This is a genomic window from Pseudoalteromonas sp. 1_2015MBL_MicDiv (genome assembly GCF_002407505.1).
Lineage (GTDB): Bacteria > Pseudomonadota > Gammaproteobacteria > Enterobacterales > Alteromonadaceae > Pseudoalteromonas > Pseudoalteromonas fuliginea.
On sequence record NZ_CP012738.1, the window covers coordinates 852233 to 875263 of the forward strand.

18 protein-coding genes are annotated in these 23031 nt (G+C 37.9%); 17 read left to right on the forward strand and 1 reads right to left on the reverse strand.

Annotated elements, in window-relative coordinates:
- Positions 1-93 precede the first annotated feature (93 nt).
- The 15 genes from AOR04_RS21300 (at position 94) to AOR04_RS21370 (ending at position 19675) form a co-directional block, all read left to right on the forward strand.
- Complete coding sequence (locus tag AOR04_RS21300) at positions 94-1935, forward strand: DUF885 domain-containing protein (protein WP_096794618.1); 1842 nt, start codon at positions 94-96, stop codon at positions 1933-1935.
- Positions 1936-2032: 97 nt separating this feature from the next.
- Positions 2033-2545, forward strand: a complete 513-nt coding sequence (locus tag AOR04_RS21305; RefSeq protein ID WP_096794619.1) for a YcgN family cysteine cluster protein — start codon at positions 2033-2035, stop codon at positions 2543-2545.
- Positions 2545-3057, forward strand: a complete 513-nt coding sequence (locus tag AOR04_RS21310; protein WP_096794620.1) for an RNA methyltransferase — start codon at positions 2545-2547, stop codon at positions 3055-3057. The genes AOR04_RS21305 and AOR04_RS21310 overlap by 1 nt, the downstream gene beginning before the upstream one ends.
- Before the next feature lie 363 nt (positions 3058-3420).
- The gene (locus AOR04_RS21315) at positions 3421-4314 is read left to right on the forward strand and encodes a substrate-binding periplasmic protein (protein WP_096794621.1); all 894 of its coding nucleotides are present in this window, start codon (positions 3421-3423) and stop codon (positions 4312-4314) included.
- A 291-nt stretch (positions 4315-4605) separates the two neighbouring features.
- A complete protein-coding gene (locus tag AOR04_RS21320; protein WP_096794622.1) occupies positions 4606-5859 on the forward strand; it encodes a sugar MFS transporter in 1254 nt (417 codons plus the stop codon).
- Between the two features lie 933 nt (positions 5860-6792).
- Positions 6793-7881: a GGDEF domain-containing protein gene (locus AOR04_RS21325; RefSeq protein WP_033029660.1), complete on the forward strand. Its 1089-nt coding sequence runs from the start codon at positions 6793-6795 to the stop codon at positions 7879-7881.
- Between the two features lie 8 nt (positions 7882-7889).
- A complete protein-coding gene (locus AOR04_RS21330) occupies positions 7890-8504 on the forward strand; it encodes a DsbA family protein (protein WP_007377603.1) in 615 nt (204 codons plus the stop codon).
- 231 nt (positions 8505-8735) lie between these two features.
- On the forward strand, positions 8736-9488 hold the full coding sequence (locus AOR04_RS21335; protein WP_096794623.1) for a DUF3450 domain-containing protein: 753 nt from the start codon (positions 8736-8738) through the stop codon (positions 9486-9488).
- 10 nt (positions 9489-9498) lie between these two features.
- Complete coding sequence (locus tag AOR04_RS21340; protein WP_008139039.1) at positions 9499-10866, forward strand: MotA/TolQ/ExbB proton channel family protein; 1368 nt, start codon at positions 9499-9501, stop codon at positions 10864-10866.
- A gap of 3 nt (positions 10867-10869) precedes the next feature.
- Positions 10870-11397 (forward strand): MotA/TolQ/ExbB proton channel family protein, encoded by a 528-nt coding sequence (locus AOR04_RS21345; RefSeq protein ID WP_007377600.1) that lies wholly within the window; start codon positions 10870-10872, stop codon positions 11395-11397.
- Positions 11398-11448: 51 nt separating this feature from the next.
- On the forward strand, positions 11449-11859 hold the full coding sequence (locus AOR04_RS21350) for an ExbD/TolR family protein (protein ID WP_007377599.1): 411 nt from the start codon (positions 11449-11451) through the stop codon (positions 11857-11859).
- A 9-nt stretch (positions 11860-11868) separates the two neighbouring features.
- Positions 11869-12474: an energy transducer TonB gene (locus AOR04_RS21355; protein ID WP_007377598.1), complete on the forward strand. Its 606-nt coding sequence runs from the start codon at positions 11869-11871 to the stop codon at positions 12472-12474.
- Positions 12475-12525: 51 nt separating this feature from the next.
- Positions 12526-13866 carry a tetratricopeptide repeat protein gene (locus AOR04_RS21360; protein WP_096794624.1) on the forward strand — a complete coding sequence of 447 codons (1341 nt, stop codon included), beginning with the start codon at positions 12526-12528 and terminating at the stop codon, positions 13864-13866.
- 305 nt (positions 13867-14171) lie between these two features.
- Positions 14172-16967, forward strand: a complete 2796-nt coding sequence (locus AOR04_RS21365; RefSeq protein WP_096794625.1) for a hypothetical protein — start codon at positions 14172-14174, stop codon at positions 16965-16967.
- A 74-nt stretch (positions 16968-17041) separates the two neighbouring features.
- Entirely contained in the window at positions 17042-19675 is a 2634-nt protein-coding gene (locus AOR04_RS21370) for a TonB-dependent receptor domain-containing protein (RefSeq protein ID WP_096794626.1), read from the forward strand.
- A gap of 92 nt (positions 19676-19767) precedes the next feature.
- Here the strand turns inward: AOR04_RS21370 and AOR04_RS21375 are convergent, their stop codons facing one another.
- Entirely contained in the window at positions 19768-20187 is a 420-nt protein-coding gene (locus AOR04_RS21375; RefSeq protein ID WP_096794627.1) for a hypothetical protein, read from the reverse strand.
- A 268-nt stretch (positions 20188-20455) separates the two neighbouring features.
- On the opposite strand from AOR04_RS21375, the gene asd reads away from it, so the two are divergent.
- Both asd and AOR04_RS21385 read left to right on the forward strand, forming a co-directional pair.
- Positions 20456-21595 carry an aspartate-semialdehyde dehydrogenase gene (gene asd / locus AOR04_RS21380; protein ID WP_008139027.1) on the forward strand — a complete coding sequence of 380 codons (1140 nt, stop codon included), beginning with the start codon at positions 20456-20458 and terminating at the stop codon, positions 21593-21595.
- Between the two features lie 253 nt (positions 21596-21848).
- Positions 21849-22979: a DUF748 domain-containing protein gene (locus AOR04_RS21385; RefSeq protein WP_096794628.1), complete on the forward strand. Its 1131-nt coding sequence runs from the start codon at positions 21849-21851 to the stop codon at positions 22977-22979.
- The last annotated feature ends 52 nt before the right edge of the window (positions 22980-23031 follow it).

A 23031-nucleotide genomic window follows, 5' to 3' on the forward strand; every position in this document is an offset into this window, starting at 1 on the left:
CAAATTTAATACGATGAATGCAATCTATCGTAATTTCTTTATTAAGCACGGTTTAATGCGCATAATTAAAAAACGATATTAAAAAGGATTATCATGAAATCAATTAAATTAGCATTAGTTGCCAGCGGCGTTATGTTTGCTTTAAGTGGCTGTATGAATACTGGGTTTAGTACACACACTAATACCAGTGCGCAGTTAAACACCGTTAACGCATCGGCAGGTATTGTTTCAGAGCTTTCGGCAGAGCAACAACTCGATGTACTTGTTGCGCAGTATTACGATGAATCGCTCACATACAGCCCTATCAGCGCAACGTACAATGGTCGTAATGAGTTTAACGACCAATTTACGCCTGCGATTTCAAAAGAAAATAGAGTTAAAAAAGCGGCTTTTTATAAAAAATATCAACAGCACTTAAACTTTATAGATAAAGCACAGTTAACAGGGCAGTCGCTTTTAAGTTTTGAAATATTAGAGCGCGACCTCGCACTTAAATTAGAAGGCATGCAGTTTCCTGATTATTTACTACCAATAAATCAAATGGCGGGTGCGCATAACACCTTTGCAGGTTTTGGTTCAGGCCAAAGTGCTCAGCCGTTTAATACCGTTGAAGATTACACGGCTTTTATCTCGCGTAGCGAAGGTTTTGTAAAGTGGCTTGCCAGTGTAGAGCGTTCAATGGCGCAAGGCATTAAACTAGGTATTACGTTACCAAAACCACTTGCCGAAAAACTGCAGCCACAATTTGCAGCTCATGTAGTTAAAAATGCCGAAGATTCATTGTTTTGGGGACCAATTAAAAAATTACCAGAATCGTTTAGCGCACAGCAAAAGCAAAAAATTACAGCGCAGTATCGTCAATTGATTATGCAGCACTTAGTACCGGCTTATAAAAGCATGAGTGACTTTTTAGCTAATCAGTATATTCCTAATAGTCGAGAAAGCGTAGGTTACAGTGATTTACCAAACGGTAAAGCGTGGTACGAATACCAAATTAAGAAAAACACAACGCTTAGCTTATCTGCAGATGAAATTCATGACATTGGTTTAAGTGAAGTGTCGCGCATTTTAAGCGAAATGAAAAAAGTAAAAGAAACCGTAGGCTTTAAAGGTGAACTATCTGAATTTTTTGATCATTTACGTGATTCAGATGAATTTTACTACGACACGCCTGAGGAGTTAATTGCAGCATATGAAAACGTTAAGAAAAAAATAGACGCGCGTTTGCCTCTGCTTTTTAACATCTCACCCAAAGCCCCTTACGTTGTAAAAGCGGTTGAAGCATACAGAGCCCAGTCTGCAGCAGGTGCATCATATGCATCTCCGGCACCTGATGGCTCTCGCCCAGGTATTTTTTATATCAATGCTTATAACTTAAAAGCGCAGCCTAAATTTTTACTCGAAACTTTATCAATTCACGAAGCAGCCCCAGGTCATCACTTTCAAATAGCACTTCAGCAAGAAATAGAGGGCTTACCTGATTTTCGTAAATTTGGTGGTTACACTGTGTTTGCAGAAGGTTGGGCGCTTTACGCAGAAAGCTTAGGCAAAGAGCTAGGTTTATTTACCGACCCTTACATGTGGTACGGGCGTTTATCGGATGAGCAATTACGTGCAATGCGTTTAGTGCTTGATACCGGTTTTCATGCAAAAGGGTGGACGCGTCAGCAGGGAATAGATTACATGCTTACAAATTCGTCTATGGCAAAGAGCGATGTAATTGCAGAGGTTGAGCGATATATTGCATGGCCAGGACAAGCGCTTTCTTACAAGTTAGGGCAATTTAAAATTCAAGAGTTACGTGATTTTTCTAAAAAACAACTGGGTGATAAATTTGATATTAAAGCGTTCCACACGCAAATATTAATTGATGGCGCATTGCCAATGCCAATATTAGAGGAAAAAATTAAGCGTTGGGTTAAATCTCAAAGCTAATTTGTAGCGCAAAGCCTGTACTTTGAAAGGGTATTGGCTTTGCGCCATTTACAGCAATACGGTAGAATGCGCGCTCTTTAGGGGGCACGAGTAAACTATGTTTGATCAACAATTAGCAAATACACAATTTTGGCTTAAAAAAAGCTTAAGCGACATGAGTCAAAATGAATGGGAAGCCATTTGTGATGGATGCGGAAAATGTTGTTTAAATACGTTTATTGATAGCGAAGATGAAGACGAATTTACCGCCACCGATCAGTTACGCGAAGGTGAGCAATTAATATTTACTAATATTGTATGTCAGTATCTTGATAACAACACCTGTGGTTGTAGCGAGTACGAAAACCGCCAAACGCTTGTTCCTTCTTGTGTAAAACTCACAAAAGAAAACCTTAAAGACATCTTTTTTATGCCACAAAGCTGCAGTTACCGTCGTTTACACGAAGGTCGTGGTTTGGCTTCTTGGCACCCGTTATTAAATAATGGCGATAAAACGAGTATGCATGAGTTAGGTATTTCTGTAAAAGACAAAACAGTTAAAGATTGTGATGTTAAGCTCGATGACTTTGATTTGTACATTGCAGAATGGCCAACAAAGGACGTAGATTAATGAGTAAGCAACAAGCCGTAATTGGTTTAATCAATCCTAAAAGCCCGACTAATGTTGGCGGTGTATTGCGTGCAGCAGGTTGTTACGATGCTAAACAAGTTTTTTTTACAGGCAATCGTTACTTAAATGCTAAAAAATTTCATACAGATACAAAAAATGTGGTTGAACGTATTCCTTTAACTGAAACCGACAGTTTAGAGACGGTAAAACCAGAGGGCGCTACCGTTGTTGTTATTGAGCTTATTGAAGGTGCAACACCTTTACCTGAGTTTAAACACCCTGAAAATGCATTTTATGTATTTGGCCCCGAAGATGGCTCTGTATCAAAAGACGTTCTAAAGTGGTGTGATGAAGTTGTGTATATTCCAACTATTGGCTGCATGAACTTAGCGGCTACCTGTAATGTTGTTTTGTATGATCGCTTAGCTAAATTAGGCGGCGTTGAGAGTAGTGACGATACTATTATTAGCTCTCGTGATACAAACAATAAAATGAAATGGGTGAAATCTTAGCTCATCTTTTTTCTTACGCAAATCATTGTAAGTCATTTAATTTACTGGCTTTTTAATCTTTCCGCATCTAAATGGGTTGGTGTTTTTTTTGCCTATTTAAAATGATAACCCTAATTCAGCATGCCGCAGTTAATATATTTGTGCTTAAAAGATTTGGACATAGAGTAAACGAATTACACTTGCTTGCTCTCACTTGCGTAGAAGTTGGCTTCGATGATTTAAGTAAGCTGGTAAGTATTAAGTAAAGTCGTGTTTAACATTATTAACTTTTTAATTAGGCTAATTAAAGAGAATATAAATACACAAGGCTAAATTTTCTCCTACACTTATTGCTATTAATACTATTTTTTTAATAGGTATGCCATGCGATTTTTGTTTATTCTCCTTTTGATCTTTACTGCGGAGACGGCTGCTGAAATACCGATTACTTATCAAAGTAGCGGTAATAATATTATGCTGCACGGTGAACCTTATAAATCAGGGACGCTCTATAAAGCAAATAACAGTAAACAAACGCTTCATATTGCGACATTAGATTGGCCCCCGTACATTGGTGATAAATTATGCAATAAAGGGTGGGTGTACCAATTTGCAGTTTCACTACTTAATAGTCAAGGTTATAGCGTCCATATTGAATTTTTACCTTGGGCACGAGCGGTAAGAAATGTTGAGTTAGGCAAAGCAGATATTTTAATGCCTGAATATTTTATTGAAGACACAGCACCTTCTGATTATGTATTAGGAAAAACTCGCAGCGACTTATTAGGTTTATCAAATTCATTTAAAGGGGGCGAAATTGCGTTTCTAAAAAGAAAGCATGAGGCTGACCGCTTTTCTGGCAATTTGAAATCACTCAAAGGTCAACGGATTGGTGTGGTCCGTGGCTATCAAAATACGCCTGAGTTTGATGCAATGATGGACAATAATGAATTTCAAATAATGCATTCAGTTGATGACTTACAGCTTGTTCAGCTATTAGTGGCGAAAAGAGTTGATTTAATTATTGGCGATCCGACAGTGTTAAAGTTTTCAGTACAATACTCATCGTTAAGTCATTCACAAAAACAACTTTTATTAAATTCAATCGAAGAAGAAAGTATCCCACTACAAAATAACCCTCTGTATTTTGCAATAAGTAAATTGAGCCATAATTGGCTTGGTGTTTTGGAGGATATTAATAAGGGATTATATAAATTTAATAATAGCGGCGAAACTCAACGTTTAATTGATAGCCTTAATTCTGAGTGTGGATACTAGTTAACCTGAACTGTGAATAATAAATCTATCTCGAGCAGCTATTTTCAGCGCTAACTGCGTTGGGTTACTGCAATAGGTCAGCTATTGACGCGTAAATTCGCCTTGTCCCCACTTAAAATCTCCGGTTAGAGAAAATAAATTTAATCATAATTCAATACGTTAGTAAATCTCTTTACCAGAGTTTAGGTTAGTAACAATAAATGTTGTAGTGGAACGTTCCTAGTAGGTGGCGTATTATTCACAAATAAACATGTAAAATCGTTTTCAATTTGTTAATGGAGTGAAAACGACGTGAGTGAAATAAATACAAAACAATCATTTTCGGTCAACGAACAGCAAAAGAAAAATTATCTGTTTCCGCTGACTGCAATGACAACCCTATTTTTTTTATGGGGTTTTATAACGGTATTAAATGATGTACTAATACCCCGCTTAAAGAGCGTATTTGATTTAAGCTACTTTGAAGCAATGCTTGTGCAATTTTGCTTTTTTGGTGCTTATTTTATTGTATCGTTACCCGCTGGAATTTTAGTTAAACAACTAGGCTATAAAAAAGGTATTTTAACTGGCTTAGTTGTGGCATCGATTGGGTGCATGTTATTTTATCCTGCTGTGGTTGTGCATGAATATTGGCTTTTTTTAAGTGCGCTATTTGTCCTTGCTTCAGGTATTACAGTTTTACAGGTATCTGCAAACCCTTATGTGGCCGCTCTTGGTCCTGAAAAAACAGCCTCGTCGCGCTTAAACTTAGCACAAGCTCTTAATGCATTAGGTACCACCGTTGGTCCTTATGTTGGTGGGTTATTGTTTTTTGGCGCTGCAGGTAGCCTTGCTGTCTCAGCAGTTTCTGCAGAATCAGTGAAAATTCCTTACTTACTGCTAGCAGCAGCTCTGTTGTCAATTGCTATTATTTTTGCCTTTATTAAATTACCAGAAATAGAAGCGCATAAAGACAATAACGATCAACAAACTCAAACTCGCTCATTAACTCAAGCGCCTCATTTAACAATGGGTGTGTTAGCTATATTTTGTTATGTAGGAGGAGAGGTTGCTATAGGAAGCTTCTTAGTTAATTACTTTGGCGAGGCACATATTGCAGGTCTTGAAGAACACTCAGCAGCTAAACTCATTAGTTATTACTGGGGAGGTGCCATGGTCGGTCGCTTTATTGGTTCTGCACTTTTACAAAAAATTGCACCATCTAAAGCTATTGCTTTTAATGCATGCAGTGTCATTGTTTTATTATTGATAACAATATTTAGCGACGGCGACGTTGCATTATATTCAGTATTAGCAGTTGGTTTATTTAATTCTATTATGTTTCCAACCATCTTTTCTGTTGCAATAGAACGATTAGGCTCATTAACGAGTAAAGGATCTGGTTGGTTGTGTCTTGCAATTGTCGGTGGCGCGTTGATCCCTCTGATACAAGGGTACTTTGCTGACACGGTTAATATACAAGCTAGTTTCTTTGTCCCAATGTTGTGTTATGTATTTATTGCTTGGTACGGTTTGAACGTAGTTAAACTAGCAAAAAAATGGTGATTGAGCCGTTGTACTTAATCTTTTTAATTTCATAAGTTTAAGCTTTTATTATATTTGGTTTAAATAATACCAATCTGCTTAGATATGAGGTAATTTAATTTGTTAAGTTGTCCAAATACCTATGCAGATTGGTACAAGTAAACTAGCTCAGCTTGTTGTCTTTATAAAAGGCGATTGAAGATTTTATTAGGGCTTACTAACTTTTACAATTCGAAAGTTGCTCTAACGAGTAAATTTAATTACCGCGCTGCGCATGTTTGACGTCTACACTGTATTCTCGGTTATTTACGGGAAATAACGACACCACATAGGTCTGCCTGAAAATAAGCCGACCATGGTAAATACTCCTTTGCAGTGATTAAACCTTATTTAGTTAACGTACATTCATCCCTTCATGCACAATGTTTTTAGTGATTGAATACGTATTCAATTACTAATCAAGCCGTTACTTTGTAGAACGTTCCAATTTTATGTTTAACTCATCGCACAGAAAATCTACGTTCTGTCAGTTAGTCCTTTACTCTTATTTTTAACGAAATCGCAGCTTACAGGGGTTATTAAGTAAGAAAACTTTCTAAATTTTGCTAAAATTAACAGGCTAACGAATATAAAAATAATGCATTTATGTCCGCTAAGCCTGAACTTTATAGCAAGGTGACTATTGCAGCGTTATGCATTTAAGCTTTCGTATTTTAGCCGTATTCGATTAATTACATGTATGTGAATAAATTTAGTCAGTTATTTTTACTAAATGATGAAGCGGTTTTATTTTTGATAGGCTATACGTATAAATAAGTTGAAGAAAAATTAAAAATGGCTTTCGCTTTACCTTATACCAGTATGATGACGAGTGAAAACCCTCCTTGTCGACGTATTCTTATTGAAATACAAGGCATTTAACAACTCTCATAAAGTATTTAAAGTAATAAAACAATGGTGAATAAAATTTCTAACAAACAAAGCTGGCTAAACTTAATTAACATTGACAGTGTTTATAGTTCTGACAAACAACGTCAAGCGTTTTCTTTATTCACTATGATTGCTATATCTATTGTTGTTATTAGCATTCTAATTTTTTTGAATTATGATGTTTACTCACCAATATTAACAAGTGCATTAATTGCAGTTAATGTAACCATTATTTGTAGTATGTTTTACTTTATAAAAACTGGGGAATTAGAAACTGTCGCATTAATTTGTATGAGTATTGTTTTTATATTGTGTATTGTCCTTACTTATACTGGAGGAAAAGAAAATACTGCATTGTATTGGCTCATGTTTTATCCTGTTGTTACCTTTTCTTCTCTAGGTGTAAGACTGGGCACATGGCTAGGTTTAACTTTATTACTGTGTTGTATCGCCATTTTATATGGTCCAAATTTCGGTCAAGTTGTTTATGGTGATATTGAAAAAACACGATTTATAGCATCGTTTACCTTAGTGTACATATTCTCATTTATTGGTGAGTTTTTTAGGTATCGAAGTCATATGGCAATTGCTGATATTACACTGGAACAAAAACAAGATGCTTATACCGATCAACTTACAGGGATTGCTAATAGACGCTTTATTACTTCTCATTTTTTAAAGCTTGTTGATAGTCGACCGAATGAATACCTTCCATTTTCATTATTATTACTGGATTTAGATCATTTTAAACGACTTAACGATACGTACGGCCATGATTTTGGTGATATTGTGTTAATTGAATTTACCAAAATACTCGAATCACAATTTCCTACATCAGCAGTAAAAGCACGGTACGGCGGTGAAGAATTTGTTGTTATTTTACCAAAAGAAACAAGTGCGAATGCTGTTGATATTGCTAACCGTTTTCGTGAACACGTAGCAGCACAAGTGTTATTAGCTGAAGATAACCTACAAATATCACTTACCTGTAGTATTGGTGTGGTACAAGTTGATAAAGTAGGCGATTATAATAGTGCGCTAAAACAAGCTGATGAGTATCTTTATAACGCCAAAGCGCTTGGTCGTAACAAGGTTGTTTCTACAAAAGATTAAGGATTAATATGAATCAATGTAAACTTATTTATATCCATGACCCAATGTGCAGCTGGTGTTGGGGCTACACACCAACCTGGCTTAAATTAAAAGCTGAGCTTGAAAATAAACTGACGGTTGAATATAAAGTAGGTGGTTTAGCCCCTGATAGCCAAACTGCAATGACGCAAAATATGAAAGAGCGGCTTGAAAGTATATGGCATAAAATAGAGAGCGAATTAGGTACACAATTTAATTTCGAATTTTGGCAGAAAAACCAACCAAGACGTTCAACATACCCAGCATGTAGAGCTGCATTAATTGCACGAAAAAAAAATAAAGAAAGTGAAATGATCGAAGCAATTCAACATGCTTATTATTTAAATGCACAAAACCCGTCAGATGATAGCGTTTTAATTTGTTTAGCTGAACAAATAGGTTTAAATAAAAATGAATTTACCGTCGCTTTCCTATCAGATGAAGTTAATAATGAACTCAAAGCTGAATTACAATATACACGGAGTTTACCTATTCATGGATTCCCATCTTTAGTATTTCTTCGTGAGGATAAGCTGTATTCAATTGAGATTAATTATAAAGACTGGCGCCACACGTATAATCAAATTATTAAACTGTTAGATTAATTTATCTCTTTATTGTGAGTGTTTGCTCAACAAATACTCACTCCTTCCTTTTAAGTCTTAATTGTTTCAGTTGTCATAAAATAGACTTTTTTGCGCAACATCCCTGTCATGTTTTATCTATAAACTTCTGCTCATTGGAAATCTCAAGCCATAAATTATTTGTCTAACAAAGTTTTTGGCCTTGAAAAATAAACTAGCAAATCTGCTAATTAACGAGTGAAGGTGTATGCGATGAAAGGCGTTAAACCATTAATCTTAGCTGGTATTGTGGCCGCAAGTGCAGCAGTACAGGCAAACGATTTAAATAAGATTATTGATAAAAGCAGTGAAATTAATATATCCGCTGCGCAATCACAAACAAAAATAGACAAGATTGCAGATTCAATGCAGGGACGTTTACAGCAATTTAAAACCCTAAATAAAGAAATTGACGGCTTAGCTGTTTACAACTCTCAGCTAACTAAGCAATTAAATAATCAAATCGAAGAAATGGAATCATTGAATTTATCAATGGATCAGGTTTCGATTATTGAACGTCAAATAACACCTTTAATGATGCGCATGATCACTGGTCTTGAACAGTTCATATCTCTTGATGTGCCATTTTTACAAGATGAACGTGCAAAACGTTTAACGTCTTTAAAAACGATGATGGATCGTGCTGATATTACTTCAAGCGAAAAGTTTCGTCGTGTTCTCGAAGCGTACCAAGTAGAAGTTGATTACGGCCGTACAATCGAAGCGTACACCGCTTTGTTAGAAGTTAGTGGCAAAGAACGTGAAGTTGATTTCTTACGCATAGGCCGTTTAGAACTTATTTACTTAACACGTGATGGCAAACAAGCAGGTAGCTGGAATATAGAAACGAAATCGTTTGCAGCACTGCCTGATTCGACAATAAGTCAAATTAACAAAGGTTTGCGCATAGCGCGTAAACAACTTGCCCCAGATATGCTAACTCTGCCAGTACATGCAGCAGAATAAGAGGTTGAAAATGAAATTGTTTACTCAAATGACAAAAATGGCTTTATTCGTTGCAAGCCTTAGCTTTACCGGTTCGAGTTTAGCCGCTGAGCCAATGAACCTTGATTCATTACTTAAAACGTTAGAAGAGGGTAAATCAGCCCAAAGCGTACAAAACCAACAACGAGAGCAAGCGTTTGCAACGCGTCAAAATGAACAAGTGCAAATGTTAAAAAACACACAAGCAAAACGTAATCAAATGCTTGTTGAGTCAGAGCGACTGGAAACGCAGTTTGAAGAAAATGAAGTTAAATTAGCCAATTTAACGGATACCTTATCAAAGCGTATGGGCTCACTTAAAGAACTATTTGGTGTATTACAGCAGGTTGCTGGTGATTCGAGTAATAAATTTGCGACATCTGTCGTATCGGCGCAAATCCCTGGTCGCAGCGCATTTATGGATGAGTTAGCACAAAAAATGGGGTCGACGTCTAAACTTGCATCAATCGAAGATATTGAAAAAGTATGGTACGAATTACAACGTGAAATGACTGAGCAGGGCAAAGTAAGTCGCTTTAATACCACCGTCATAGTCGAAGGTGGTAACAAGGCAGAGCAAGAAGTACTTCGTGTTGGTGCATTTAATTTAATCTCAAATGGTAAATACTTAGAGTACAATCCAGGTACAAACACGTTAAGTGAACTTACTCGTCAGCCTGTTTCACGTTTTACCGCAACAGCGAGTGATCTACAAAATGCTAAAAGTGGTGCAGTTCAGTTTGCACTTGACCCAACAGGCGGTTCAATTTTAGGTTTATTAGTACAAGCCCCAGATACTGCTGAGCAAGTACACCAAGGTGGTGCGGTTGGTTATGTTATTTTAGGTGTAGGTTTACTTGCACTGTTGATTGCGATAGAACGCTTTGTATCTTTATTACTTGTTGGTGGCAAAATTCGTCGTCAACTAAAAGATAATGTAGCGCGAGATGACAATCCACTGGGTCGTGTTATGAAAGTAAAAGACGACTATCCAAATGTGGCCTACGACACGCTTGAACTAAAATTAAGCGAAGCTATTCTACGTGAAATGCCAAAAATAACACGTAACCTTACTCTCATTAAAATCATCTCTGTTGTTGCACCGTTATTGGGTTTATTAGGTACGGTAACCGGTATGATTAATACTTTCCAAGCAATTACTTTATTTGGCACAGGCGACCCAAAACTCATGGCGGGTGGTATTTCACAAGCACTAGTAACAACGGTCCTAGGTTTAGTTGTCGCGATTCCTACTGTGTTCATATATACGCTGCTTAATACACGTTCAAAAGGGTTACTGCTTATTTTACAAGAGCAGAGCGCAGGTATTATCGCAGAGCGAAGCGAGAAGGGAGCATAAACCATGGTGCTATTGATTGATTCAATCAATGCTATCCGTGATTTTCTCGACACCGGTGGCCAAGTCCTGTTGGTCATCGGGGTGTTAATCTTCGCGATGTGGTTATTGATACTCGAGCGATTTATTTACTTTTTCAATGGTTTTCGCAGTTATAAAAAAGGTGTTAAAAGCACATGGACTATTCGTGATGAGCGTAATAGCTGGAATGCTGAACAAATACGTCAAGCTATGATCTCGCGAGCAAGTATGCGCCTTAATACCAATTTGCCTTTAATTAATGTGATGGTGGCGTTATGCCCGCTACTCGGTTTATTAGGGACGGTAACCGGAATGATAGAAGTATTTGATGTTATGGCAATTACAGGTACCGGTAGTGCTCGCTCAATGGCGTCAGGTGTATCTAAAGCAACTATTCCAACAATGGCAGGTATGGTAGGTGCGTTATCAGGAGTGTTTGCCTCAACGTACTTACAACGTAAAGCTAAGCGCGAAGTAGAGCTTCTTGAAGACAGCATGGTGTTAGACCATTAAATAAATTTTGATAAGCGCCTTACAAGTTCGCTTATCCTAGGAGAATAAAAAATGAGAGCCCCTTTAGGTAATTTAATGCAAGAAGATGAAGCAGAAGAAATAAACATGACACCTATGTTAGATGTTGTTTTTATAATGCTTATTTTCTTTATTGTGACAGCATCGTTTGTTAAAGAAGCTGGTATTGATGTAAATCGTCCAGAAGCTGCAACAGCTGTAAAAAAGGAACGTGCAAACATACTAGTGGCTATTTCAGACAAAGGTGAGATTTGGATCAATAAACGTCAAATTGATATACGAGCAGTTCAAGCAAACATTGAGCGTTTAAAAGCTGAAAATCCTCAAGGCAGTGTTGTAATTCAGGCAGACAAAAAATCTACAACAGATACCTTGATAAAGGTAATGGATGCAGCACGTGCCGCAGGTGTGTTTGATGTGTCGATTGCAGCTCAAGAAGCATAAGGGTTAGCAATGCGTTATTTAGTAGCATTAATTATAGCTGGTGTAGTGACTTTCATGCTTTTTTTAGGCATGCAAGCACTTATAACTGGCGGCGATGGAGCGATGAGTGAACCCGCTAAAGGGAACGTACTTGATTTTGTAAGGCTTAAAAAAGAAGAAAGCGTACAAAAAAAAGAACGTAAACCACAAAAGCCACCCACACCAAAAGAACCGCCTCCACCAATGGAGTCACCGCAAATGCAAAGTAGTGATGCTAATGCAAATGCTAACAACTTTGACTTTGGTGCCAATGTTGATGCGGATGTCAATTTATCAGGTGGCTTATCGCTGGACTCAAGTGATGGCGAATATTTACCGATAGTAAAAGTGGCTCCAGTTTACCCGCGCCGTGCATTGTCACGTGGTATTGAGGGTTACGTTATTGTTGAATTCACTGTAACTAAACAAGGTACTGTGCGTGAGCCCCACGTTTTAAAAGCAGAGCCTGAGTCACTATTTGATAAAGCTGCAATGGATGCAGCCCTTAAATTTAAATACAAACCGCGCGTAGTTAATGGCGAAGCTGTTGAAGTTGCGGGTGTTCAGAACAAAATTTCTTTCCAGATCAGTGGTTAATTTAGCGATTAATTAAACCTACGAGTAAATGGTTCGAAAAGCGAGGCGATTATGAAATCAATGACAACATTACAACCTGTGGCAAAACTTTTAAAATTAACACTGTTTTGTACCGCAGCGATAAGTACAAGTATTATTACTCCTAGTGCACTGAGCATTTTACCCAGTGTAGATGTAGCTACAGCCAATGCGGCGCAAGAGCAAAAAACTAAACGTGTGCCAGCTTTACGTGAAAAAGTATACAGCCAGCTGGCACGTGCACAAAAGCTCGCCGATGATGGCGATGTTAAGGCAGGACTTGAAGCACTTGATAGCATAAATGAGCGCTCATCGAGTATGAACTCGTACGAAATTGCGATGATGCATAATTTTTATGGTTTCATATATTACAATGAAAATGACTTACCAAAAGCTATTGCAGCGTTTGAAAAAGTAGTTGCTGAGGAAGGTATCCCAGAATCACTGCGTGTGAGCACGACGTTCAGTTTAGCTCAATTGGCAATGGCTAATAGTGACTATGAAAAAGTGATTGCATTTTTAGACCAATGGGATGCTATTAATACTAAACCGATTACTGATGGTTATTATGTATTGCGAGCACAAACCTATTATCAGTTAAAAGATTTTAAGCAAGGCCTTAATTATATTACCCAAGCAATTACTCTAAGCGATAGTGAAGGTAAAACACCTAAAGAAAATTGGCTAGTTTTACAGCGTGCAATGTATTACTCGCTTAACCAAACAGATAAAGTGGTTGATGTATTGGAACGTATGGTAAAGCTTTACAACAAACCTGAATACTGGGTTCAGTTATCGGGTATGTATGGTGAATTAGGGAAAGAAAGGCAACAGCTTAGTGTTATTGAAGCCGCGTATCAGCAAGGTTTTTTAACCTCTAAATCTGATTTACGCCAATTGGCTCAGGTGTATTTATATAATGGCTTAGCGTATAAAGCCGCCACTGTTATGAGTAAAGCTATAGATGCTGGAATTGCAGAGCAAACTGCAAAAAATTATGCTTTTGTTGCTGAGGCGATGATCCAGGCAAAAGAAGATGAAAAATCAATCACGTATTTTGCTAAGGCGGCTGATTTATCGCCAAGTGGTAAGTACGACCAACGTTTAGCCGAAGTGTATGTAAATACTGAGCAGTTTGAAGAAGCTGCCGATGCTGCGCGTAAAGCGCTTGATAAAGGTGACCTTGATTTTGAATCAAACGCTTTTGTTGCTTTGGGAATGGCGCAGTACAATTTACAAAATTTTGATGCATCAATTTTAGCGTTTGAACAAGCCCAAAAGCATAAAAAGTCACAGCGTTTAGCACAGCAATGGATCAAATATGTGAAGCGTGAAAAAGTACATGCAGAAACACTCAGAACAGCGTTACTTTAACTTTTAACTAGCGTGATTATTTGGTAACAGGTATACACGTCAAGCTATTTCATAATCGCACTATGCAAACCGCCTTAAATTTATTTTTGACGGTTTTTTTGTTTTTTTTAATTAACCATTTGAAATTTATGAGAATAACTTTGTCATCTTATGTTTATTAAAGTGTAACGGCTCTGTCATACAGCTCCCGTAAGGTAGTCGCAGCTAAGAACTCAAGTGACCTTAATGCATTAAAAAGTGCCTTAAGGTGACTTGAGTTTAATAAAGCGCTAACAAAATAATTAAATACTTTAACGGAGTGAACAATGAAATTATCTGACTTATTCAAGGTCAGCCTTGTGGCTACTGCAATTACATTAGCCGGCTGTGGCGGTGATATAAATCTAAATGTTGAAGAAACGGTTGAACAACCAACTTCACCTACAAATCCAACACCACCAACAGCTGAAGAGTTACCCGGTACATTTAGCCAAAGTTTATCAACTGAGGTATCTACTGCCTTAGGTCGTTCTGTTACTGTTCAGGTTCTTTCTGGTGTTATAACACAAGATACAACACTTTCAACTGATGCAATTTGGGCACTTGATGGCGCTGTTTTTGTTGGTAAAGATAAATCAGAAAGTGCAACGCTTACTATTGAGCCAGGCGCTGTCGTCTTTGGTAATAATGGAGGCGATTACATTGTTGTTAGTCGCGACTCAAAAATTGAAGCGTCAGGAACTAAAAACGACCCAATTATCTTTACATCTAAGCAAGATGTTTTAGGTGAAACAACTGCTGCAGGTCAATGGGGCGGTATGGTGTTATTAGGCAATGGTATTTCAAATAAATGTCCTGCTGAAGGCGATTGTGCACTTCAAGTAGAAGGTGTTGAGTCTGGTGCTGTGTTTGGCGGTACTGATAACACTGATAGTTCAGGTACTCTTAAATACGTAGTCGTTAAAAATGCGGGTTTTGAACTTTCTGTTGGTAATGAGTTAAACGGCATTACATTTGGTGCGGTAGGCTCTGGTACAACAGTTGATTACTTACAAGTTCATAATAATGCGGATGATGGCGTTGAATTTTTTGGTGGCGCGGTTAATTTAAAACACGTTGTTTTAACAAGTATCGATGATGATAGCATTGACTGGGATAATGGCTTCCAAGGAAAAATGCAGTTTGTTTACGTCGAGCAAGATAAAAACTCTACAGATGCAAACCGAGGAATTGAAGCTGATAACGACGGTAAAATCCCTTCTAAAGATCCAAAATCGTTGCCTATGATTTCTAATTTAACTATTGTTGGTAATAACTTTAATGGTGAAGACGATGCTGAAGGTATTTACTTACGTGAAGGCACCGGTTTACACCTATACAACTCAGTGATCACAGGCTCTAATGAAATGGGTGAGTGTTTAGAGCTTGAAGGTATTGCATTGGCTGATGATGGCACGGCTTTATTTTCTGATAGCGAAACAGTAAATAATGCTAACGATGGCACTATATTAATGCAAAACACTTTTATGTCTTGTACTAATGGTGAAAACTTTAAAGACCCTAAAGGTGCAGATGGTTCAGTACTTTTAGCGTTAGAAGGGTGGTTTACGGCGCAATCTGGTAACGTTATTAATGACAAACCTATGCTAGGTGTTAATGGTCAGCCTATTGTCGGCTCTCCTTTGTTAGGTGCTGGTCAGGATGTTGCTAATACCGTTGACGCATTTTTCGACACAGTTGATTTTGCGGGTGCATTGAATGATTCTGATGATTGGCGTGAAGGCTGGGCATTTGGTTATGGTGGCGGAATTGTTACCGCACCTGAAGCTGTTGCAGGTTGCCCTACAGGAACAACTTCAATTTCACCAGGTGATGGCACAACGACAACGTGTGAAATATCGGGTCGTATTACCACTGATTTAACACTAACCGCTGGTAACCTTTATGCACTTGACGGCGCTGTATTCGTTGGGGGTGATAAAACAGACTCTGCTACTTTGACAATTGAACCTGGTGTTACCGTTTATGGTAGAAACGGTAAAGATTATTTAGTTGTTGGTCGTGATTCTAAAATAGAAGCTAACGGCACAAAAGATAAGCCTATTTCGTTTACATCTAGTCAAGATGTAGCTGGCGAAGCAACAGCTGCAGGACAATGGGGCGGTTTAGTGCTTCTTGGTAATGCCCCGTCTAACAAATGCCCAGATACTGGTGATTGTGCTCTTCAAGTAGAGGGCGTAGAAAGTGGAGCGGTATTTGGTGGTACAGAGACGACTGATAACTCAGGTACTTTGCGTTATGTTCGCGTAATGAATGGTGGCTACTTACTTTCACCGGGTAATGAAATAAACGGTATTACTTTTGGCGGTGTTGGCTCTGGTACAACCGTTGAATACTTACAGGTTCACCAAAATGCAGATGATGGAATAGAGTTTTTTGGTGGTAACGTTCAAGCAAAATACGTTGTGCTTACAAGTATTCAAGATGACAGTATTGACTGGGATAATGGATTCCAAGGTAAATTACAACATGTACTTGTAAAACAAGCTGCTGATAATTCGGATGCAAACCGTGGTATTGAATCAGATAACGATGGTAAATCACCGTCAAAATTACCTAAATCAAATCCGACTATTGCTAACTTAACTATCATAGGTAATACCTTTGATGGTGAAGATGATAGTGAAGGTATGTATTTCCGTGAAGGCACAGGCGCTCAAATCTATAACACTATTGTTACCGGTCCAGTAGGGATGGGTGAGTGTTTAGAAATTGAAGGTATTGCAAAAGATGACTCTGGAACCCCGTTATTTACTGAGAGCGAAACAGTGAATAATGCCAACGACGGAACTTTATTGATTAAGTCTTCAGTTATTGCTTGCTCAGAAAACTTTAAAGACCCAAGTGGCGTTACTTTTGATACGCAAAACTGGTGGACGACAACCTTAGGTAATCTAGTTGCAACAGGACAACCTGATGTTGTAAATGGTATTTTTACAATAGATACAACAGTTCCAACAGACGTAAAGGCAATCGATAGCTTCTTTGATACTACTGACCATATAGGTGCAGTTTCAAGTACTAATGATTGGACCGCTGGTTGGACTGTAGGTCTGGAATAACACAGTAAGAACAGGTGTTAAATTTGTTTAACACCTTTTTATAACTTTCTGTTTTATATCAGATAGAGGTAAACATGAAACAATTTTCCAAACATTTTAGTTTATCAGCTTTAAGTACCGCAATTTTATGTAGTCTAAGCATGTCAGTTAATGCTGCTGAAGTTGATGATGAAGCTGTACTCGAAGAAGTTGTGGTTAGTGCTAGTCGTTTAAAAGGCACTGCAACGGCTGTACTTGAAGAGCGTAAGCAACAAGCATTTGTTGCCGATATCATGGGAGCAGAGCAAATATCCCGTAGTGGTGACAGCGATGCTGCGGGCGCTTTGCGCCGTGTAACGGGTCTTACATTAGTTGACGGTAAGTTTATATATGTACGGGGTTTAGGCGAGCGCTATTCGAGTACGCAATTAAATAGTGCTGCTGTGCCAAGTCCTGATCCAACACGTTCAGTTATCCCTTTGGATTTATTTCCAGCAGGTATAATCGAGAGCTTATCAGTACAAAAATCTTATTCACCATCAATGCCTGCTTCATTTGGTGGTGGTAATGTAGATATAAGATTAAAAAGTATTCCGAATCAGTTTGTTTTTGATGTTACAGGTCAGTTAGGTTACAACAGCAACAATTTTGATGATGGCCTTGAATACAATGGCGGTTCTGATGATTGGTATGGTTTTGATGACGGCACACGTGAAATGCCCGATTCTATTAAAGCTATTTATAAATCAGGTCAATCAATTGATGATGTTACACCTGAGCAAAGTCGTGCATTAGCACTTGATTTAAATAGAGATTATGACCCAACTGAAACAAGTTTAGACCCAAATACTAAATTTACTGTAACACTGGGTAATAGCTTTGAGTCAGGTGATTGGCGTTATGGGTTTTTATCTGCTGTAAGTTACGATAATAAATATTTTGTAGGTGAAGAATACCAAGGGCAAGATTTCCGTCTAGGGGAGTCTACTGCTGCGCTTACGCGAGGTTATGACAAAGTGACCTCTAGTGAGCATAACGTAAAGCTTTCTGGGATGTTTAATTTTGGTATTGAGTACGATAAGTCACATCGTATTGATATTAGTTCGCTGATACTTCGTGATACTGAAGACAAAGTTAGAGACCGGTTAGGTATTGATGAGAACAACAATCAATCGGATAACAAACGCATTCGTTCTTACGATATTAGCTACGAAGAGCGTGAGTTAATTGTAAATCAGATTAAAGGCACGCATACGTTTGATTGGTTAAACTTTGCAGGCTTTGATTGGAAATACTCTAATGGTCGTTCAAATCGTTATGCACCAGGTAACTTAACAACGCGATTTATTGTTACTGATGAAAACGAAGATGGTAATTATGATGTTCAAAATGAAATCGCTTTAACTAATGCAACAACGGCAGCACGCTATACGTATCAAGATTTAAATGATGAAGTAGAGAATTACGGGTTTAACTTCACGTTCCCTATTATGCTTGATGGCGTTGATATTGATATAAAATCAGGTGCTGATTTTATATCAAAAGAACGCTCAGCGTCTAATCGTCGTTTTGACATTAATACGCGTGCCTTTAGCGGTGTAGATTTAAATGGCAATAAATTAAACAGCATTTTATCTGACGATGTAATTGCTAATGCTCAGCTTAATTTACCTATTTTAAATGATACGACTGTTTCCGGTGATGATTATAGGTCGGCTCAAAAAACGGATGCTTATTATTTTGAAGCAGATTTTTTCTTTAATAATAAATGGCGTATAAGTGGTGGTATTCGTTGGGAAGACTTTAGGCAAGTGTCTGTCCCTTTAGATCCATTTACAGGGGGTCTTGACTCATCAATTGAGTACGACGAGCTTGCAGATTTAGCTTTTCAAGAAGATGATGTTTATGGTGCGTTAGCATTTACATATGTTTATGATGATGAAACCCAATATCGTTTAAGCTATGGTGAAACAGTTGTACGGCCTGATTTACGTGAGATTTCAGAATCAACATATATTGATCCACTTACAGAATATCCAGTAGGGGGAACACCGGGCCTGCGTACAACACAAATCAAAAACTATGATTTCCGATGGGAAAATTACTACGATACAGGTGAAAACTTTTCAGTAGGTTTATTTTATAAAGATATGACTGACCCTATTGAATCAGTGCAATCACCTTCTCAAGACGGTCCTCCATTAGTACGAATAGCGAATGCTGAGGAAGGTTATGTAGCAGGCATTGAATTTGATTACCTAAAAGATTTTACTTTTTTAGGTGGTATCGGCCAAGATATCTTTTTAAGTGGTAATGTTACATTAAGTGATTCTGAAATAAAGTTAGATCGACAAGCAATTGTGGATCAAACAGGGGTTTCAGCTGCTGTAACAAATACAAAGAGACGTTTAACCGGACACTCTAAATACGTGGTAAATATGCAGTTAGGCTACGATGCGCCAAGTGGAGAGCATGCTGCGACAATTATTTATAATGTATTTGGTGAACGTATCATTATACCGGGTATTGAAGGTCAAGAGGATTGGATGGAGCAGCCATTTCATTCTGTAGACTTAAACTATACTTACTTCCCTGATTTCAATTCGAGCATTAAGTTTAAAGTGTTGAATATTTTAGGCCAAGATCAAAAAATTGAAGCGGATGGAGTATTAACTCGTTCTAAGGAAAAAGGAACTGAGTTTTCGGTTGAGTATAAGTATCAATTTTAACGCATAGCTTTGCCCAAGGAAGGGAATTATAATAACCATAGTTACCGATTAGCCCCGTTATTTAACGGGGCTTTTTTGTGTCAATATTTTTTCTATTTGCACTTTATAGTTGCATAGAGCTGATAACATTGGTTTTTACTACCAGTACTTTTCATGCCCCATGATTGGTTATACCAATCGAAGTCTCCGTAGGCGCTTTCATCCTCTCCGCAGGTAATTGTGCTTCCAGAAATTTCTTGATTGTGACCACGCTCTTCACAAAATTGATTTCCATTTGTAGAACCCACAAAAAACAGCTCTAAGCGCCCATTTATCCAAACCTGTGGTGCGTAATAGGTTGTTGCAGTATTTACCAATATACCTTGTTGCTGTTCCATATTTATTTCTGCGCGCTCAAAGGATACTTTTTCATTGTCTTTTAGCGTTATTGTGCTTGCTGAAAGCCTAGTATCCGCAAATACATTAAGTGATACTGAACTTAAAGTAAGTAGAGCAAGAGTGAATGTCTTCATTATCTTTTCCTTTAGTTGAATGTAGAATTACACAAAACATCTTTATTCAATGTGTCTATTAAGCGTGGTAAATATAAGTTTCAACAAGGTTAAGCTTTTATTAAAGTTTAAAATAAGCACTGCATGCCTTTGCATTTTTTACACTATGAAAAAAATTTGAGTTCTACTTTATTCACTAGTTTTAGTGGGCTGGTGGTGTTATTTTGACGTTAATGAAAATTAAATCTCACGCAATGAATTTAATTTTTAATGTATTAAGGCATCTTTTATGAACAAAACAGTGGAAAAAACAATGAAAAAAGTAGGATTAGTCGGTTGGCGTGGCATGGTAGGCTCCGTGTTATTAGAACGTATGCAGCAACAAAGTGATTTTGCCCATATCGACACTACCTTCTTCACCACCTCGCAAGCGGGTCAGTTAGGACCGGACATTGCAGGCGATGCAAAACCATTGCTTGATGCAAGTGACATTAGCGAACTTGCTAAAATGGATATTATTGTTACTTGCCAAGGCGGCGATTACACCAATTCCGTATATCCAAAACTTAGAGAATCTGGTTGGGATGGCTACTGGATTGATGCCGCTTCAGCACTGCGAATGAGTGACGATAGCATTATAGTGCTGGATCCTGTAAACAAAGATGTTATTGAACAAGGCTTAGCGCAAGGCGTTAAAACGTTTGTGGGCGGTAACTGTACAGTATCGCTAATGCTACTTGCATTAGGTGGTTTATTTGAGCAAGACCTAATTGAATGGGTAAGCCCAATGACTTACCAAGCGGCGTCGGGCGCCGGTGCACGAAATATGAAAGAGCTTATTGCACAAATGGGCGCTATTCATGCAAGTGTCGCAGATAAACTAGATAACCCAAGCTCTGCTATTTTAGAAATTGATAAGATAGTAAGCGAAAAAATGGCTTCAAGTGATTTGCCACAAGACCAGTTTGGTGTGCCATTAGCAGGCAGTTTAATTCCGTGGATTGACGTACCTATGCCAAGCGGTCAGTCTAAAGAAGAATGGAAAGCGCAGGTTGAAGCCAATAAAATTTTAGGCTCTTCTAAGCAACCAGTGCCAATTGATGGTTTATGTGTACGTATTGGTGCAATGCGCTGTCACTCACAAGCAATGACTATTAAACTACGTGAAGATATTAGCGTAGACAAAATTGAAGAAATTTTAGCCTCGCATAATGAATGGGTTAAAGTTATTCCAAATGAGCGCGAAATTAGCGCTACTGACTTAACCCCAGTTAAAGTAACGGGGACATTAAGTATTCCTGTTGGCCGTATTCGTAAATTAGCCATGGGCCCTAAATACATAAGCGCGTTTACAGTGGGAGATCAGCTCTTATGGGGCGCCGCAGAGCCATTGCGCCGCATGTTACGCATTATTATTGATGATGAGTAAACATTGTTAGTAAATTTTATTTTTCAGGGTTAGCAATTTGCTAACCCTTTTTATTTAACCTGCTTTACCAGTTTATAAATCGGGCTTTGTAAACTGGTACATCATTTGCTGTAATTCCCATGTTAACCAGCTAACTACAACAAACCTTATAGAATACGTATTTTACTCGCATTATATGTACTGCTATTACAAAATTGCGTAGTTTTTACATGTTTAAAATACTGCTTTGTAGGTGGAAATAAAGGAAATTACAATGCGTTCATTTTTAAATTCATTACACCGTAAATGGTTCAGCTTTCTTGTCGTAATTGTATTACTGCTAATTACCCTCAGAATAGCTGCGCCTTATGCAGTGCAGCAGTATGTAAATTACCAGCTAAAACATACGCAAGGTATTACGGGACATATAGGTGATGTAGATTTGTTTTTATATCGTGGCGCTTATGCCATTGACGATGTAGAAATTTACGCTACTAACGCAACCACAGTACCTAGACCTTTACTTGCGGTAAAAACACTTGATTTTTCACTTGCATGGTCGGCGCTTTTAAAAGGGAATCTGGTAACAAATATGGCTTTTATGCGCCCTGAAATTGTTATTTATGATAAAAACCCAAACGCAGCAGAGCAAAATCAACGTGTAAAAGATGAAACAACTTGGATCGGACTCGCCAACGATTTAGTGTTGTTCTCAATCGATACCTTAACTATCGAACAAGGTAAGTTGTCCCTAGTTAATGCAACTAGTCAGGGTGAAAAACCCACTTTTATATCAAATATTAATGCCAGAATTGAAAACATAACGAATGCGCAAAACCTATCAAAAACACTTGTGACTATTCTAAACGTAGAAGGTGCGTTAATGGGGGAGGCGGCATTAAGGCTTAATGGCAAATTAGACCCTTTTAGCAAGCACGCTAATTTTGATTTTAACGCAGAGGTACAGCGCTTCTCAGTTAAAAATCTCGACACTGTATTTAAAGTGTATACACCGTTTGATATTGAAGCGGGGGGCATTGATGGCGCAATGGAACTTGTGGCTAAAGATAATAACTTAAATGGTTATGTAAAAGCGGGTGTTCAAAACCTTAGTGTATTTTCTTGGCGCGAAGATATAGAAAAAGATGATGACGGCATATTTACTGCCATATTTGAAGGCAGTGTTGATTTACTCGGCTCTATACTCGAAAACGATGAATCTAAACTTGTTGCTGCACGCATTCCTATTGAAGGTCAACTAGATAATACGGATGTTTCGACTTTCCAAGCCGTTATTTCTGTACTAAAAAACGCATTTTTTGATGCCTTTAGCATGAAGGTCGATAACGTCGTTTCTTTCGAAAACTCAAGTAATAGCGAACTTGCTAATAATGAAGGAGATTAAATTACTCTTATTAATTATTTAATAAAATCATGTTGATAGAATTTTAATAACG